A 16,162-nucleotide genomic window follows, 5' to 3' on the forward strand; every position below is an offset into this window, starting at 1 on the left:
CTCGCTTCTCCTTTGACCGCGCCGCGCGGCGCGTGGTTATTGGTCGACCCAACGGCGCAGTTGCTCTGCAATCCGTTCAACTGTGATCCCGTATTGGTCATGCAGGCTTGGCAATGCGCCTGCGTCCAGAAATTCATCTGGCAAGCCAATTTGGCGCAATGGCACGAAGACATCATGCGTCATCAGCGTCTTGGCGACCGCATCACCAAGCCCGCCTGTGATGGAATGATTTTCTGCAACCACCACAAGGCGCCCGTTTTTTTGTGCCTCGGCAAGAATTGTGTCTTGATCCAAGGGTTTGATGGTTGGGCTGTGCAACACCGCAACGCCGATGCCATCTTGCGCGAGAACCTGCGCCGCATCCAGAGCGCGCATGGTCATGATCCCTGAAGAAATGATCAAAACATCCGCACCCTCGCGCAGCAACTTCGCGCGACCAAGCTCAAAACTATAATCATAGGCGCCTAACACATTGGCCACTTGTCCGCGCAAAAGACGCATATAGGCAGGGCCGTTATAGTCTGTGATGGCGCGCGTGGCCTGTGCCACATCCACAGCATCGCAAGGGTCAATCACCACCATATTGGGCATCGCCCGCATGATCGCCATGTCTTCGGTCGCTTGATGGCTTGGGCCATAGCCCGTGGTCAGACCCGGCAGCGCGCAGACGGTTTTGACGGGCAGGTTTTCCTCTGCAATCGCCATGGCTATAAAGTCATAGGCGCGCCGCGCGGCAAAAACCGCGTAGGTGGTTGCAAAGGGCGTAAACCCTTCGCGGGCAAGCCCTGCTGCGGCCGACATCAAAAGCCCTTCGGCCATACCCATCTGATAAAACCGCTCAGGATAGGCCTGCGCAAAAATATGCAGATCGGTGTATTTCGACAAATCGGCAGACAACCCCACAATATCCGCACGGGTCTTGGCCAAGTCCACCAATGCATGACCAAATGGCGCCGCAATTGTTTCGCGACCTTCGGCATCGAGAGAGGCGATCATAGCAGATGTGCGCACTGCATCTGCGCCACTTGCGCGGCTGCGGGGGGTATATTTCGACTTTCTGCGGGAATGGGGAGGGATGCTCATAGCGGCTTTTTCTCCTCATGCTCAGCCAAGGCCTTGGCCCATTCATCGGCTTCAACACGGATAAAATGCGTTTTCTCACGGGTCTCAAGGAAGCTGATCCCATGACACATTTTGGTATTGCAAATAATAACACGAGGGCATGGATTGGGATGGGTCTTGGCCGCATCAAAGGCCGCAACCACCGCTGCCAAATCATTGCCATCCACCTCTTGGGCGAACCAGCCAAAGGCCTCCCATTTCGGCGCTTCGGCCCCTTGGGCCAAGGCCGCACGACTTGGCCCATCGGCCTGTTGATTGTTGAAGTCAACAATCGCAATCAGGTTGTCCAATTTCCATTGGGTGGCAGACATCACAGCCTCCCAAGTCGAGCCTTCGCCAAGTTCGCCATCTGACAACAGATTATAGACAAAGGCAGGGTTGTTCTTGCGTTTCAGACCCAAGGCTGCGCCCACCGCAATGCCCAACCCATGACCAAGCGATCCGCCTGTGATCTCCATTCCAGGCGTATAGGCGGCCATGCCCGACATCGGCAGGCGGCTATCATCCATGCCATAGGTGGCGATTTCATCCTCGGGCAAAATCCCAGCTTCAATCAGCGCCGCATAGAGCGCGATCGCATAGTGACCTATGGAGAGATAAAACCTATCGCGCCCCTCCCATTCTGGATCATCGGCGCGCAAACGCATCGCATGAAAATAGGACACGGCCAAAACATCAGCGACACCAAGCGCCTGCCCGATATAGCCTTGTCCCTGCACCTCACCCATCAACAGCGCGTTGCGCCGAATGGCCCAAGCCCGTTGCGCCAGCGACATATTTGCTCCGCTCTGGCTCACAACACCCCTCCCTGCATGCTCTGCGATTTCTCCGTGATATCCGCGCAGAAGATGCGGCAGCGACAGAGCGAAAAACAAGACCAGATAAATGAATTATCTTTAAGCCCTGCTTTAAGATAATGCTCAAAAAAATGATGGTTATTGTCGCAGCCGTCCCGTTATCAAAGATAGGGCTTGTGCCGCAACCAATAGGGAAAAAGATCATGAACCTGTCACGACTGCTTGCCGAATATAACGCCGCCAAGGGGCCTGTGCGTGTTGGTTTGATTGGGGCGGGAAAATTTGGCTCAATGATCCTCGCGCAGGCAAAGCACATCAAGGGCTATCACATTGTGGGTGTCGCGGATCTTGATATCAGCAAGGCCAAAGCCTCCTTTGCGCGCGTTCATTGGGCTGCCGAGGCCTATGACGCCCCGACCCTCTCTGACGCGTATAAGACCGGCAAAACTTGCATTACCGATGATGCGCAGGCGCTGATGGAATTTGATGGCATCGACTGCGTGATTGAGGCCACAGGGCATCCGATTGCAGGCATCCGCCATGCGCTTGCCGCCATTGAGGCGGGCAAACATGTGATCATGGTTAATGTTGAGGCCGATGTTTTATGCGGGGCCTATCTGGCCGCGCGCGCCCGTGAAAAAGGTGTGGTCTATTCCATGGCCTATGGCGATCAGCCCGCCGCCATTTGCGAACTTGTCGATTGGGTGCAGGCGAGCGGCTTTGAATTGGTCGCCGCAGGAAAGGGCATGAATTTCTGCCCGCATTACCGCTATTCGACCCCAGACACAGTCTGGGGCTTTTTCGGGTGGAGCGATGAAGAAGTCGCTGCAGGTGATTTCAATCCAAAAATGTATAACAGTTTCACCGATGGCACGAAGGCCGCGATTGAAATGGCCGCGGTCGCCAATGCCACAGGGCTTGACTGTCCAGAGGATGGCTTGGCCTTCCACCCTGCGGGCCTGCATGATCTGGCACGCGTATTCAAACCCCAATCCGAAGGCGGACAATTGGCCCGTGCAGGTTTGGTCGATATCGCAGCAAGCCGCGAGCCCGATGGGCGGGTGGTGATGAACAATATTCAATACGGAATGTTTGTCACCTTTCGGGCGCCCGATGAATATACGCGCGCCTGCTTTCAACAATATGGGCTCTTGACCGATGACAGCGGGTGGTATGGGTCGATGTGGCGGCCGTTCCATTTGATCGGCCTTGAAACATCGGTTTCCGTGTTGAATGCGGTTTTGCGAGGCGAGGCCACAGGCAGTTCAACGCTTTACCGCGCCGATGCAGTCGCAACCGCCAAAGGGGATTTCAAAGCAGGCGACTATTTGGACGGCGAAGGCGGGTTCAAAGTGTGGGCCAAGGCAATCCCTGCCACGCGCGCGGCCAAGGTCAATGCGTTGCCAATCGGGCTTGCACATCACATCAAACTCAAGCGCGACATCGCCCGCGACCAGATCGTGACCCTAGACGATGTCGAAATCAAAGACGATCTCGATATATTTGAGATGCGCCGTGCCTTGCGCGAAATGGCCAATGGCTAGGGAGGGCAGCATGAACATCCAATCCATGGCGGATTCAATCCGCTTTTTGGCACTTGATACGATTGTGGCAGCGGGTGAAGGTCATCAAGGCGTGCCGCTTGGTATGGCCGAGATTGCCGCAACGCTTTACGCCAATCACCTCAAGGTTGACCCCCAAAACCCGCTCTGGCCCGACCGCGATCGCGTGGTTCTGTCCAATGGTCATGGCTCTATGTTGCTTTATGCGCTGTTGCACCTCTCAGGCTATGAGAAGGTTGATCTTGCGGCGGTGAAATCTTTTCGAAAATTGCACTCGGTCTGCGCAGGCCACCCCGAGATTGAGCAAGATGCAGGGATTGAGATCACCACGGGGCTGCTTGGCCAAGGCATCGCCTGTGCGGTTGGCATGGCCGTGGCCGAAGAACGGATGCGCGCGGAATTTGGCGCTGATCTCTGCGATCATCGCACATGGGCCTTTGTCGGCGATGGCTGCTTGCAGGAGGGCATTGGCCAAGAGGCGATTTCACTGGCGGGTCACTTGCGCTTGGGGCGTCTGACATTTCTTTGGGATGACAATCATATCACCGATGACGGCGACACCGCTTTGTCGATCAGCGAGGACATTCCCGCCCGTTTCACCGCGGCGGGGTGGCATGTGGTCGAGGTGGATGGCCATGATATCGCCGCGATTGATGCCGCCATTCTATCTGCAAAGTCTGACCCCCGCCCGTCTTTGATTGCCTGCCGCACCACAATCGCGCGCGGCATCCCCCGCCTTCAGGGGCAACGCGGCGGGCACAGTGCGCCACTCTCCCCGAAGGACGCGGCTGAGGCGCGCGCTGCGCGCAGATGGACGCACGAGGCCTTTGTGATCCCGCAAGACATTTATGCCGATTGGACAGCCGCAATGTCCCGCGGAAGAGATGCTGCGCGGGATTGGGCCGTGCGTCTAAAATCCGACCCAAAGGCCACAGAATTCACCCGCCGAATGGAGGGCATATTGCCCCAAAACTGGCCGCAAATTATGGCCGATATTGAGGCGCGTTTAACAGCAACGGACGCAGCCCGCGCGACAATCGCCTCATCGGGTGATGTTTGCGAAGGATTAGAGGCCGCTTTGCCCGAGCTGTGCATTCTCTGCGCAGATTTGGAGGCCCCCACCAATCACAAGCGCGGTCGCACGGCATTCGGCCCTGAGAACCGCCAAGGCAGCTATGTGCATTGCGGGGTGCGCGAGCATTTAATGGGGGCAATGGCCTGTGGGATCGCCGCCCATGGTGGGCTGATTGCGGTCAATGTGACCTATCTGGCCTTCGCAGATTACGAGCGTCCTGCAATGCGGATGGCCGCCTTGATGGGGCTGCCCGTGCTGTTTGTCTTTAGCCATGACTCCATCGGGGTCGGGTCGAATGGGCCAACCCATCAGCCCGTTGAAATCCTCGCCAGTTTTCGCGCTATGCCGAATTTCTGGGTGATGCGCCCCGCCGATGCGCGCGAAACAGTCATGGGGTGGGATCAAGCCCTGCGCCGAAAATCAGGCCCCACCCTTTTGGCGCTCAGCCGTCAGGACTTGGTGCAGCTGCCCTCCGTCATGGGTTGTGCCAATGGGGGCTATATCCTAGCAGGCGAAGACCCTCGCGATATTACTCTGATTGCAACAGGCAGTGAAGTTGCACTTGCGCTTGACGCGGCCGCACAGTTGCAAGAGGCAGATATCCGCGCCACGGTTGTCTCGCTGCCCTGTTGGGAAATTTTCGAAACCCAAAGCCCCGCGCAGCGTGCCGCAATCTTGGGCACGGGGCCCAAAATCGGTATTGAGGCCGCTGTGCGGTTTGGCTGGGATCAAATCCTTGCCCCAGAAGATCCGTTTATCGGCATGACGGGCTTTGGCGCCTCTGCAAAAGCGCCCGAACTCTTCGCCCATTTCGGCATCACAACCGAGGCCATTGTTGCCGCCGCCAAAGCACGGCTTGCGCGTTAAGTCGCAAGATAAGTCTCTAGCGTTTTGCGCCCCCCCCCACGGGACAGGGCTAGATAGGCATCCGTCACGGGCGCATGAATATCAGCGGCAAGGCTTGGGTCGAAGATCGCCTCAAGGCCCAAAATTCGTGTAACCGCCTCGGCCCCCTCCACGCCTGAATGAGCGGCGCGCAGGACATCGGCCATAGGATCGCGCAACTCAATCGCCTCCCCCGCCTCGTCAAAGCCAGCGGTGTAGCGCATCCACCCTGCAACAGCGAGGATCAGACCCCGATCCTCAGCCCCCTTTTTGCGCGCCGCGCGCAATGTCCCCAGCAGGCGTTGCGGTAATTTCTGGCTGCCATCCATCGCGATCTGCCATGTGCGGTGCTGGATCGCGGGGTTCTTGAACCGCGCACGCAAAGCTGCGGCATAATCTTCAAGCGACACACCCTCAGGCGGGGTCAAATGCGGAATGATCTCGCGCGCCCAAAGACGTTGCGCATAAGCGTCAAACACGGGATCAGCCATAACATCCGTGATCGTATGATGCCCCGCAACATAACCCAAATAAGACAGAGCCGAATGGGAGGCGTTAAGCATCCGAAGCTTCATATCCTCATAGGGGGCAACATCTTGCACCAACTCTGCCCCGACCTGATCCCATGCAGGGCGCACACCGCCGACAAAATCATCCTCCATCACCCATTGGCGATAAGGTTCATGCACCACGGGTGCGGCATCGGCAAAGCCCGACAGGCGCGCCACTTCTGCCCGTGTCTCATCGGTCGTGGCGGGCACGATCCGATCGACCATGGTTGACGGAAAGGCCCCATGATCCGCGATCCATTGCGCAAGATCTGGGTCAAGGATTTGTGCAAATTCCAAAACCAGCCCGCGCAAAAGTTTCCCGTTATGAGGTAGGTTATCACAGCACAAAACGGTAAAGGGCGGGATGCCCGCCGCCTTGCGCAAGGCAAGCGCGCGGGTGAGATAGCCAATGCTGCTTTGCGGGCTGTCATGGGTCAAATCATGGATGATATCAGGGTGATCTCGATCCAACGCGCCGCTTGCGGGATGGTGGCAATAGCCTTTCTCCGTGACGGTCAGCGAAACAATTTTGACCGAAGGGTCTGCCATTGCGGCCAAAACCGCAGAAGGGTCTTCTGGGGCAACCAAAACCGCGCTTAGGCTTGTAACCAGGAGAAGCTCCGCACCATCTGGGGCAAGTTCCAAAGCGTGATAAACAGCCCCTTGCGGTTGCAGCGCATCACGGGTTGTGGGCGATTTGAGAGAAACCCCGATGATCCCCCAATCCCCGCCTGCCTTTGCCATGGCCTGTTGCGTGTAAATTGCCCCATGCGCGCGAAAAAACGCGCCAAGGCCCAAGTGAACAATGCCCGGGCTTGGGGCAGGTGCCGTGCGGGTCAAAGGGTTATCGGGCAAGCCATCCTCCATCTACATTGATCACAGCACCATGAATATAAGCCGCCGCAGGAGAGGCGAGAAAGGCCGCCGTGTGACCAATATCTGACGGCTCGCCCCATCGGCCTGCGGGAATGCGCGCCAGAATTGCCGCATTGCGATCGGCATCTTTGCGCAGGTTTTCCGTGTTGTTGGACACAACGTAGCCCGGCGCAATCGCGTTAACGTTGATGCCGGCTGCCGCCCATTCATTGGCCAAAATTTTGGTTAAACCCGCAACCCCATGTTTTGAGGCCGTGTAAGCAGGCACGCGAATGCCACCCTGAAACGCCAACAATGAGGCAATATTCACCACCGCTGCGGGGCCGCGCGGCGCGTGCTCGAGATGCGCCTTGGCGAAGGCCTGCGCGGTAAAAAACAACGCCTTGAGATTCACATCCATCACCGCGTCCCAATCCGCCTCGGTATATTCGAGACTGTCCTCGCGGCGGATGATGCCCGCGTTATTGACCAAGATGGAATAGCCCGCGCCCGCAAAAATTTCGCGCGCGGCCATGGGATCCGCAAAATCAAGGATCATCTCATCGGCAATACCGCCCTTCGCCGCAATCGCCGCGCAAGTTTCAGCGCAGTCGCGCCGCCCCGCACAGGTGACAGATGCCCCTTGATCGGCCAAAGCAAGCGCAATGGCCTGACCAATGCCCGTATTCGCCCCCGTCACCAAGGCCCGTCTGCCTGCGAGGGAAAACACGCTCATCGCAGATCCTCCAGATCGACAAAATCCATATCCGTGAAATCGACATTATCCCCCGCCATGGCCCAGATGAATCTGTAATGCCCATGCCCCGCGCCGGCGTGAATTGACCACGGCGGCGACAGCACAGCCGCCTCATTTCCCACAACCAGATGACGGGTTTCTTGCGGTTCCCCCATCAGATGCAGCACCCGCGCCTCGGGCGCCATATCCCAATAAAGATAGGCTTCCATGCGCCGATCATGCGTGTGTGGCGGCATCGTGTTCCAGACTGATCCTTGACCCAAAGTGGTATAACCCATGACCAATTGGCAGCTTTCCATCACCAAAGGATGGATGAATTGGTTGATCACGCGCTCATTGGCCGTCTCAGCCGCGCCCAAGGCCACGCGGTTGCTGTCTTTCGGTGTGAGATGACGATGTGGATAGCGGTGATGCGCGGGGGCGGAGGTAATGTAAAACCGCCCTGCCCCTGAGAAGGTCACATCACCCGCACCCATGCCCAGATAAAGCACATCGCCCTGCGCCATCTCCCACAGCTGACCATCCGCGCTGACTTGGCCTGTGTCCCCAATATTGACGATGCCCATTTCACGGCGCTCCATGAAACTGGCCGTGCGCGTCTGTGCAATTTTATCGAGGCGCAGACTGCCACCGTTAGGCACAGCGCCGCCAAGGGTGAAGCGGTCATAATGCGTGTAACACAGCTTGATCTTGCCGCTCTCAAACAAACCTTCGACCAAAAAGGACGCGCGCAACATTGCCGTGTCCATACCCTTTGCGTGATCAGGGTGAATGGCATGGCGGGTTTCAACCTCGATCATCAGGGCAGTCCTTTCAAAGTTTATAAGCACGGCGCGTTAGCCCCGTGGTTAATTCCTGCATCAGATCACCCGCTTCGCTTTCGTCCAAGCGTCCCGTGACAATCAATTCCGCCAAATAGGCCGCATCGACCCGCCGGGCGACATCGTGGCGCGCGGGGATCGAGCAAAAGGCACGCGTGTCATCATTGAACCCTGCAAGGTTATAGAAGCCTGCGGTTTCCGTAACCGAACGGCGAAAGCGCATCATCCCTTCATAGCTGTCATGGAACCACCAAGGCGGGCCGAGAAACAGACAAGGATAGACCCCCGCTAAAGGTGCCAGTTCGCGGGCGTAGCTGCTTTCGTCCAAGGTGAATAGGATCAGGTGAAATCCGTCCGCGCGGCCAAATTCCTGCAACAAAGGGCGCAGCGCGGTGACGTAATCGGTGCGTTGTGGGATGTCGTAACCCTTATCCCGACCAAAGCGCGCCAAGACCCAATCGGAATGATTGCGCTGTGATCCTGCATGTATTTGCATCACCAAACCATCTGCAACCGACATGCGCGCCATCTCTGTCAGCATTTGCGCGCGAAACAACTCGCGCGTGGCGGGATCAGCCTTGCCTGTCATGACATCGTCAAACAGGGCCGCGGCATCGGCCTGCGAGAGATTGGCGGTGTTGGCCGTTGGGTGGCCATGATCAGTCGCAGTTGCACCCAAAGATGCAAAATACGCACGGCGCGCATGATGGGCCGCGAGATAACTCTCCCATGTTACAGCACCGCCACCATGCGCACAGAAAGCTTCGACATTGCCTGTGAACCCATCAAAATCGGGATCAATAACCGCGTCAGGCCGATAGGTGGTGATTACACGACCCTGCCATCCGCTGTCGCGGATCCTGCGGTGATGGGCCAAGTCATCAAGCGCGCTTTCCGTGGTTGCGAGAACCTCTAAGTTGAACCGCTCAAATAGGGCGCGGGGCCGAAAGGCGGGGCTTGCTAATTTCTCGTTGATGGCATCAAAATCCGCGTCTGCCGTCTCTGGCGATAGTCTTTGATCTAGGCCAAACAAATCTTGCAGCGCGTGGTCAATCCACATCCGCGAAGGGGTCGCTGCAAAAAGGCGATAGTGCCGCGCAAACAACCGCCAGATTTTGCGCGAGTCCGTTTCGACCGCACCACCATCGGCACGCGGCACGCCTAAATCGTCTAGCGCGACACCTTGGGAATGAAGCATCCGAAACACATAGTGATCGGGCGTGATGAACAGTTTGGCGGCGTCTTCAAAGGGTTCATTCTGCGCGAACCACTGGGGGTCGGTATGACCATGGGGTGAGATGATCGGCGCATCTTTGACCTGCGCATAAAGCGCACGGGCCAGCGACCGCGCTGTAGGCTCTGAAGGAAACAGGCGGTCTTCGCTTAAAAAGCCCATAGGCGGCCCCTTTTGGTTAATCTTCTTGCAAACTGATATGCTAGTATATAACCTAGGTCAATCAGACAGGGATTGATCCTGAAATGACCCAAGATATGCCACTCATATCGCTTGACCGAACCGCCCGCCCTGCGATCGCGGATTTGGTCTATGGGGAATTGCACAAACAGGTGCTCAACCTTGACCTGAAACCCGGTGAGAAGCTGTCAGAAGCTGAGATCGCAAAACGGTTTGAAGTCTCCCGTCAACCCGTGCGCGATGCGTTCTACAGGCTTTCGAAAATGGGCTTCCTGCTGATCCGCCCGCAACGCGCCACATTGGTGTCGTTGATCTCCACCCGGGCGGTGATGCAGGCCCAGTTCATTCGCATCGCGCTTGAGGCTGAGGCCGTGCGCCATGCGGCCACGCGGCTTACTGCGGCAGATATTCAAGCATTGGAGGGGCTGATCGCAGAACAGGCCGCCGCCAAAGACGCGGGCGACAAGCTGCGGTTCCATGCCGCCGATGACGCCTTCCACCGCGAAATCTGTTTGCGGGCGGGGCTAGAATTTACATGGGATCTGATTACCGAAAACAAAGGCCATATGGATCGGGTCAGAATGCTGTCTTTGGCGTTTTCATCGCAAACGGCATGGGATGATCATATCGCGCTGACCCGCGCCTTAGCTGATCGTGATCCTGATGGCGCGGCAGAGATCATGCGCGCGCATCTCTCCCGCATTCATGAACAACTGATCCGTATTCGGGCCGAGCATGAAGCCTATTTCGAAGATGACGACCCAAGCGAGGCATCCCTGCCCCTTGGATTACGGGAAAAGAGGATGCCCTGATGCAAGAACCTGCCGCACGCAACGGAACCCATCTCGCCCCTGATATGATCGCGCGCTACTGGGAGGATGGGTTTCTTTTTCCAATAGATGTTCTGTCACGCGATGAGGCGCAAACCTATCGTACCCAACTAGAATGGGTCGAGCGCGATTGGTTAGAGGGTGATTTGCCCCTGCCCCTGAACACCTATAAGCGCGTCAATGCGCAACTGGTGATGCCCTTTGTGCATGAGATCGCCACCAAACCACAGGTTTTAGATGTGATTGAGGGCATCCTCGGCCCTGATATTTTGATCTACAGCGCAGAATTTTTCATCAAGAACGCGCAAAGCGATCAATATGTCTCGATGCATCAAGACCTGACCTATTGGGGCATGGGCACCACCTCGGAGATGGTCACAGCTTGGATCGCCCTTTCGCCCGCAACACGGGCAAGTGGCTGTATGGATTTCGTCAAAGGCAGCCATAAATCCGAAATTCTACCGCATACCGATACGTTCAATGAAAAAAACCTATTGTCGCGCGGCCAAGAGATTGCGGTCGATGTGGCCGAAGAAGACAAAACCGCGATTGAGCTTATGCCGGGGCAAATGTCGCTTCACCATGGGCTGACCATTCATGGCTCTGGCCCGAATATATCGGATGATCGGCGCATCGCGGTGGTTGTGCGATATGTGACGCCGCAAGTGGCGCAGAATATGGCGGATCGGGATTACGCAATGCTTGCGCGTGGCATTGATCGGGTGGGCAAATTCATCCATTATACCGCCCCCCAAACCCTATTCGAGCCGCGCGCAGTTGATCTCTACGATGAAATCAGGCAGGCGCGCGCCAAGGCCATGATGGCAGGCGCCAAAGCGCAAAAAGGCATCTACGCCTAAGGCCCCCTAGACACAGAAAGCCCTCCCCATGCTTGCGATGCTGCATGTTCTGACACATGACATTTTGCCAGTCTTCGCCATGATGGCGCTTGGCTTTCTCTTGGGGCGGGCCAAGGTGATCAGTGGCGCAGATGCAAGCGTGTTGAACCGCGTGGCCTTTCTGACGTTGCAACCCGCGCTTTTGTTCCCGCTGATCAACAAGCTTGATTGGCACGCCTTTCAATTTGACGCGATTGGGCTCTATGCCGCCTGTCAGGTGATTGTATTTAGTCTGACCTATGTGGTTTGCCGCTATGCCCTGCGGCGCGAGAGGTTGGAGGCGTGGCTGCTGGCAATGGCCACGATTTTCGTCAACACGCTGCTCTATATTTGGCCAATCTCCTATCTGATTTATGGCGAGGTCGCAGCCCTGCCCATCACGGCTATCGTGGCATGGGACGCAACTGTAACTTTTGCGTTTTTCATCATTACAACCGATTTGATGGCAAACCCCGATGCGGGCATTCGCCAATCCCTGCGCCGTATTACACGCAACCCTGTGCTAATTGCCATCGCGTTTGGGGTCGTGACCAATCTGGCGGGTTTAGCAGCACCTGCGCCCATCCTGACGGGGCTTGATTTTGCGGGCGCGGCGGCAGCCCCGCTGACCCTCTTCGCGCTTGGCGTGATCTTGTCAGGCCACCCCTTGACCCCCAACGCCACAGTGATGGTGGTGTCGGGCCTCAAATTGCTGGCGTTTCCCGCTTTGGTTTACGCGGCCCTCCATTTGGGCGACCGCCCCATGCAATGGAACACACTGATTGTGCTATGCGCCGCAGGCCCTGCGGGGGCGATGTCCTTTGCGCTTGCCATGCTGCACGGGGTGCGCACCGATGTGATTGCGCCTGTGATTATCTGGACATCAACCCTGTCGCTGATTTCGCTGGCATGGTTGGCTTAGCAATAACGCTCAATCGTGCGCATATGATGATAGGAATAGCGATCCCCATGGGCAAACCCAACGGGCAGCAACGCCTCGATCTCTGCCATATCTGCATCGGATAGACTGATCTCATCGGCGCGGGCCCATTCCATCAGATGCGCCGCTGTGCGTGTTCCTGGAATAGGCACAAACCCCGCCCCACGCTGCAGCACCCATGCCATAGCCAGCGCGGAAACTGGCACAGATTTCGAATGCGCCAATGCCTTGAAGCGGTCAATCAGCGCCTTGTTCTTGGGGTAATTCTCGGCGGAAAAACGCGGAATATCACGGCGCAAATCACCTTCGGCCATCTGCCCCGTGTCAGGATAGCTTTCACCAAAGACACCGCGGGCCAGAGGTGAAAACGGCACGAAAGTGATCTCCAATTCCGCGCAGGTCTGGATCACCCCCAATTCAGGCAATCGCGACCACAGCGAATATTCGCTTTGCACCGCGAGAGGCGGCAAAATCGCATGTGCCGCACGGATCGTAGAAGGGGCCACCTCTGACAGGCCATAGCCGCCAATCTTTCCTTCTGTGATCAAATCCCCCATCACCCCCACAGCCTCTGCCAGTGGCACATCAGGATCACGGCGGTGAAGGTAGTAAAGCGCCACATGATCCACACCAAGCCGCGCAAGCGACCCTTCAATCTCGGTGCGGATATGCTCGGGGCGGTTATTCACAGGCGCGGCGGGGTCGCGTTGAATGCCGACTTTGGTCGCGAGAACCACATCCCGCGGGGCCTTTTTCAGCCAAGCGCCCAACACCTGTTCCGAGCGGCCCATGCCATAGACATTGGCCGTATCCAGAAAGGTGATCCCCATCTCATAGGCCTGATCAAGGCAGGCGTGGCTTGTGGCCTCATCGGTTTCGCCAAAGACGCCCGCAAAGCTCATGCAGCCCAACCCAATCGCCCCAACCCTTGGGCCATTGGCCCCCAGTTTGCGCTGTTTCATTGCTGCCTCCTGCCTTGCTCTCTTTTTGCCGTGCCTATAGGGCCGCGCGCAGGCCCGCCTGTCAAGGCAGGGCAAAACTTGGCCCTTTTCAAGGCGTTGGAATTTGCCCAAAGTAATCCCATGGGATCAACCAAGGGAGGGGTATGTTCCATGTCCATTCTTGCGTCACTAACGCCACCAAAGGGTCTGCGGGTCTTGATCACTGCAGGGGCGGGCGGCATTGGCAAATGCATTGCAGACGGGTTTGTCGAGACAGGCGCGCGGGTGCATATTTCAGATATCAACGCCGCCGCATTAGACGCCGCGATAGGCGGGGCCATCACGGGCACGCGCGCCAATTCCGCCGATCCCAAAGATACAGAACGCCTCTTTTCTGAGGCTTTGGATCACTTGGGCGGATTGGATGTTGTCATTGCCAATGCAGGTATCGCAGGCCCGACCGCCACTGTTGATGCGATCACCCCCGATGAATGGGATGAGACATTAGAGATCAACCTAAAAGGGGCCTATCTCGCGGCCCATCATGCGCGCTTGGAATTGGTGAAATCTAAGGGACAATTCATTGCGATCTCATCGGTTGCAGGGCGATTGCCCTATGCGTTTCGCACACCCTATGCCGCCTCGAAATGGGGCGTAGTGGGATTGGCAAAATCCCTTGCCGCTGAACTTGGGCCAGATGGGGTGCGCGCCAATGCAATCCTTCCTGGCATTGTGGAAGGCCCGCGTATTGACGGCGTTATTTCCGCCCGCGCCAAGCAGACAGGCGTCAGTTTCGAGGAGATGCGCGAGACATATTTGGGCAAGGTTTCGCTGCGCCGTATGGTCAGCCCCAAGGATATCGCCGCAATGTGCCTGTTCCTGTCTTCCGCAGGGGGCGCGAATATCTCAGGCCAAGCCCTTAGCGTCTGCGGGGGTGTCGAAACCTTATAACCTTGCTTGACCATTGGCCTTCTGGCCCTAGCACTAACCACAACACTGACCCACTACAAAAAACGAGAGCATCCTCAAATGGCTAAGCCGCGTAAAGTCATCATCACCTGTGCTGTCACAGGCGCGATCCATACCCCGTCCATGTCGCCCTATCTGCCTGTCACCCCGCAAGAGATCATTGATGACGGGATCAAGGCCTTCGAGGCAGGCGCGTCTATCCTGCACCTGCACGCGCGCGATCCTGAAAACGGGCGCCCCACACAAGACCCTGAGATGTTCCGCAAATTTCTGCCACAACTCAAACAGGCGACCTCAGCGGTGTTGAATCTCACCACGGGCGGCTCGCCGCATATGACCGTGGCGGAGCGGATGCGCCCCGCCGCAGAGCTGAAGCCCGAAGTGGCCTCTCTCAATATGGGCAGCATGAATTTCGGACTTTACCCCATGCTCAACCGCTTCAAAGAATTCAAACATGACTGGGAGCGCGAGCATCTCGAAAACAGCCGCGACCTTGTCTTCAAAAACACCTTTGCCGATATCGAACATATCTTGCGCACGGGCAACGCGAACGGCACGCGGTTCGAGTTTGAATGCTATGACACAAGCCATCTCTACACTTTGGCGCATTTCGTGGATCGCGGCTTGGTCAAGGCCCCGTTCTTGGTTCAAACCGTCTTTGGCCTCTTGGGCGGCATTGGCGCGCATCCCGAAGATGTCGCGCATATGAAGCGCACGGCAGATCGCTTGTTTGGGGATGCTTATGTGTGGTCGGTTTTGGGTGCTGGCCGCAACCAATTGCCTGTGGCGGCCCAAGCCGCTGCACAAGGGGGGAATATCCGTGTCGGGCTTGAGGACAGTCTTTGGGCCGCCCCAGGACAATTGGCACAAAGCAATGCCGACCAAGTCAAAAAAGCCCGCGCCCTTCTTGAAGGCCTAAGCCTTGAGGTGGCAACGCCTGACGAAGCACGCGAGATGTTGGATTTGAAGGGGGCGGGTGATGTCGCCTTCTGATTTGAAAGGCGCGGTCATCGTCACGGGTGGCTCACGCGGGATCGGGGCTGCAACAGTGCGCCGCTTGGCCCACGCGGGCTATCAGGTTCTGTTCACCTATCACAGCAATGCCGCCGCTGCAGACAGCCTATGCGCAGAGCTTCACGCCAAGGGCGCGCAAGTGATGGCCCTGCAATCCGATGCGGCTGACCCCGCCGCAGCGGAGGCGGTGGTGACCGAATGCATTGCGCGCTTTGGGGCGCCAATTGCGCTCTTTGCCAATGCGGGCATCACGGGCCCTGCCCTGCCATTGCGTGATCTGAACATGGCAGACCTAAAGCGTGTTATTGACACCAATCTTCTTGGGGTCTTTGCAATCACCAAGGCCGCCACTGCCGCGATGCCCGAAGGCGGCTCTGTGGTTTTGATGTCGAGCCGCGCAGCAAAACTGGGCGGTGCAAGCGAATGGGTGCATTACGCCGCTTCAAAGGGGGCGATTGACACAATGACCCTCGGCCTTGCCCGCGAATTGGGGCCCGTTGGCATCAGGGTCAATGCGGTGGCGCCAGGTTTGATCGACACCGAAATCCATGCTGCCGCAGGCGTGGGAGATCGTTTGGTTACAAAGAAAAACGATGTTCCGATGCGCCGTATCGGACGGGCTGATGAGGTCGCGGAAGTTGTCGCATGGCTGATCTCTGACGCGGCAAGCTATGTCACGGGCACCATCGTGGATGTCTCAGGCGGACGCTAAGCGTTAGACTAGGTCACGCAGCCCGCGCCCTGCCGCGCC

The 16,162-nt window shown here is 57.3% G+C and carries 15 protein-coding genes; 8 read left to right on the forward strand and 7 right to left on the reverse strand.

Going from position 1 to position 16,162, the window contains the following annotated elements:
* Positions 1 to 36: 36 nt before the first annotated feature.
* Together I3V23_05475 and I3V23_05480 are read right to left on the reverse strand one after the other, a co-directional pair.
* On the reverse strand, positions 37 to 1,083 hold the full coding sequence (locus I3V23_05475) for a transketolase family protein (GenBank protein QPI86414.1): 1,047 nt from the start codon (positions 1,081 to 1,083) through the stop codon (positions 37 to 39).
* Entirely contained in the window at positions 1,080 to 1,898 is an 819-nt protein-coding gene (locus I3V23_05480; GenBank protein ID QPI86704.1) for a transketolase, read from the reverse strand. The genes I3V23_05475 and I3V23_05480 overlap by 4 nt, the downstream gene beginning before the upstream one ends.
* Before the next feature lie 224 nt (positions 1,899 to 2,122).
* Between I3V23_05480 and I3V23_05485 the strand changes: the two genes are divergently transcribed.
* Positions 2,123 to 3,463 carry a Gfo/Idh/MocA family oxidoreductase gene (locus I3V23_05485; GenBank protein ID QPI86415.1) on the forward strand — a complete coding sequence of 447 codons (1,341 nt, stop codon included), beginning with the start codon at positions 2,123 to 2,125 and terminating at the stop codon, positions 3,461 to 3,463.
* 10 nt (positions 3,464 to 3,473) lie between these two features.
* Positions 3,474 to 5,423 (forward strand): transketolase, encoded by a 1,950-nt coding sequence (locus tag I3V23_05490; GenBank protein QPI86416.1) that lies wholly within the window; start codon positions 3,474 to 3,476, stop codon positions 5,421 to 5,423.
* Here I3V23_05490 and I3V23_05495 read toward each other — a convergent pair.
* The 4 genes from I3V23_05495 to uxaC are packed head-to-tail and all read right to left on the reverse strand — an operon-like array spanning position 5,420 to position 9,821.
* Positions 5,420 to 6,859, reverse strand: a complete 1,440-nt coding sequence (locus I3V23_05495) for a mannitol dehydrogenase family protein (protein ID QPI86417.1) — start codon at positions 6,857 to 6,859, stop codon at positions 5,420 to 5,422. The genes I3V23_05490 and I3V23_05495 overlap by 4 nt on opposite strands.
* A complete protein-coding gene (gene kduD, locus I3V23_05500; protein QPI86418.1) occupies positions 6,837 to 7,583 on the reverse strand; it encodes a 2-dehydro-3-deoxy-D-gluconate 5-dehydrogenase KduD in 747 nt (248 codons plus the stop codon). The genes I3V23_05495 and kduD overlap by 23 nt, the downstream gene beginning before the upstream one ends.
* Positions 7,580 to 8,404, reverse strand: a complete 825-nt coding sequence (gene kduI / locus I3V23_05505) for a 5-dehydro-4-deoxy-D-glucuronate isomerase (protein ID QPI86419.1) — start codon at positions 8,402 to 8,404, stop codon at positions 7,580 to 7,582. The genes kduD and kduI overlap by 4 nt, the downstream gene beginning before the upstream one ends.
* 13 nt (positions 8,405 to 8,417) lie before the next feature.
* The gene (gene uxaC, locus I3V23_05510) at positions 8,418 to 9,821 is read right to left on the reverse strand and encodes a glucuronate isomerase (protein ID QPI86420.1); all 1,404 of its coding nucleotides are present in this window, start codon (positions 9,819 to 9,821) and stop codon (positions 8,418 to 8,420) included.
* Positions 9,822 to 9,904: 83 nt separating this feature from the next.
* On the opposite strand from uxaC, the gene I3V23_05515 reads away from it, so the two are divergent.
* Genes I3V23_05515 through I3V23_05525 form a run of 3 tightly spaced genes read left to right on the forward strand, consistent with a single transcriptional unit; the run spans position 9,905 to position 12,469 of the window.
* A complete protein-coding gene (locus I3V23_05515) occupies positions 9,905 to 10,651 on the forward strand; it encodes a GntR family transcriptional regulator (GenBank protein QPI86421.1) in 747 nt (248 codons plus the stop codon).
* Positions 10,651 to 11,529 (forward strand): phytanoyl-CoA dioxygenase family protein, encoded by an 879-nt coding sequence (locus I3V23_05520; GenBank protein ID QPI86422.1) that lies wholly within the window; start codon positions 10,651 to 10,653, stop codon positions 11,527 to 11,529. The genes I3V23_05515 and I3V23_05520 overlap by 1 nt, the downstream gene beginning before the upstream one ends.
* 37 nt (positions 11,530 to 11,566) lie before the next feature.
* Positions 11,567 to 12,469: an AEC family transporter gene (locus I3V23_05525; protein QPI86705.1), complete on the forward strand. Its 903-nt coding sequence runs from the start codon at positions 11,567 to 11,569 to the stop codon at positions 12,467 to 12,469.
* On the opposite strand, the gene I3V23_05530 is transcribed toward I3V23_05525, so the two are convergent.
* The gene (locus tag I3V23_05530) at positions 12,466 to 13,449 is read right to left on the reverse strand and encodes an aldo/keto reductase (GenBank protein ID QPI86423.1); all 984 of its coding nucleotides are present in this window, start codon (positions 13,447 to 13,449) and stop codon (positions 12,466 to 12,468) included. The genes I3V23_05525 and I3V23_05530 overlap by 4 nt on opposite strands.
* A 150-nt stretch (positions 13,450 to 13,599) precedes the next feature.
* Here I3V23_05530 and I3V23_05535 point away from each other — a divergent pair, with 150 nt between their 5' ends.
* The 3 genes from I3V23_05535 (at position 13,600) to I3V23_05545 (ending at position 16,123) form a co-directional block, all read left to right on the forward strand.
* On the forward strand, positions 13,600 to 14,379 hold the full coding sequence (locus I3V23_05535; protein QPI86424.1) for an SDR family oxidoreductase: 780 nt from the start codon (positions 13,600 to 13,602) through the stop codon (positions 14,377 to 14,379).
* Positions 14,380 to 14,457: 78 nt separating this feature from the next.
* Positions 14,458 to 15,390, forward strand: a complete 933-nt coding sequence (locus tag I3V23_05540; protein QPI86425.1) for a 3-keto-5-aminohexanoate cleavage protein — start codon at positions 14,458 to 14,460, stop codon at positions 15,388 to 15,390.
* Positions 15,377 to 16,123 carry an SDR family oxidoreductase gene (locus I3V23_05545; GenBank protein QPI86426.1) on the forward strand — a complete coding sequence of 249 codons (747 nt, stop codon included), beginning with the start codon at positions 15,377 to 15,379 and terminating at the stop codon, positions 16,121 to 16,123. The genes I3V23_05540 and I3V23_05545 overlap by 14 nt, the downstream gene beginning before the upstream one ends.
* Positions 16,124 to 16,162 lie beyond the last annotated feature (39 nt).

This window comes from Rhodobacterales bacterium HKCCA1288 (assembly GCA_015693905.1).
GTDB lineage: Bacteria > Pseudomonadota > Alphaproteobacteria > Rhodobacterales > Rhodobacteraceae > M30B80.

Coding starts and splice junctions, on each gene's coding strand:
- I3V23_05475 (QPI86414.1), bottom strand. CDS start 1,083: ATGAGCATCCCTCCCCATTCCCGCAGAAAGTCGAAATATACCCCCCGC.
- I3V23_05480 (QPI86704.1), bottom strand. CDS start 1,898: ATGTCGCTGGCGCAACGGGCTTGGGCCATTCGGCGCAACGCGCTGTTG.
- I3V23_05485 (QPI86415.1), top strand. CDS start 2,123: ATGAACCTGTCACGACTGCTTGCCGAATATAACGCCGCCAAGGGGCCT.
- I3V23_05490 (QPI86416.1), top strand. CDS start 3,474: ATGAACATCCAATCCATGGCGGATTCAATCCGCTTTTTGGCACTTGAT.
- I3V23_05495 (QPI86417.1), bottom strand. CDS start 6,859: ATGGAGGATGGCTTGCCCGATAACCCTTTGACCCGCACGGCACCTGCC.
- kduD (QPI86418.1), bottom strand. CDS start 7,583: ATGAGCGTGTTTTCCCTCGCAGGCAGACGGGCCTTGGTGACGGGGGCG.
- kduI (QPI86419.1), bottom strand. CDS start 8,404: ATGATCGAGGTTGAAACCCGCCATGCCATTCACCCTGATCACGCAAAG.
- uxaC (QPI86420.1), bottom strand. CDS start 9,821: ATGGGCTTTTTAAGCGAAGACCGCCTGTTTCCTTCAGAGCCTACAGCG.
- I3V23_05515 (QPI86421.1), top strand. CDS start 9,905: ATGACCCAAGATATGCCACTCATATCGCTTGACCGAACCGCCCGCCCT.
- I3V23_05520 (QPI86422.1), top strand. CDS start 10,651: ATGCAAGAACCTGCCGCACGCAACGGAACCCATCTCGCCCCTGATATG.
- I3V23_05525 (QPI86705.1), top strand. CDS start 11,567: ATGCTGCATGTTCTGACACATGACATTTTGCCAGTCTTCGCCATGATG.
- I3V23_05530 (QPI86423.1), bottom strand. CDS start 13,449: ATGAAACAGCGCAAACTGGGGGCCAATGGCCCAAGGGTTGGGGCGATT.
- I3V23_05535 (QPI86424.1), top strand. CDS start 13,600: ATGTCCATTCTTGCGTCACTAACGCCACCAAAGGGTCTGCGGGTCTTG.
- I3V23_05540 (QPI86425.1), top strand. CDS start 14,458: ATGGCTAAGCCGCGTAAAGTCATCATCACCTGTGCTGTCACAGGCGCG.
- I3V23_05545 (QPI86426.1), top strand. CDS start 15,377: ATGTCGCCTTCTGATTTGAAAGGCGCGGTCATCGTCACGGGTGGCTCA.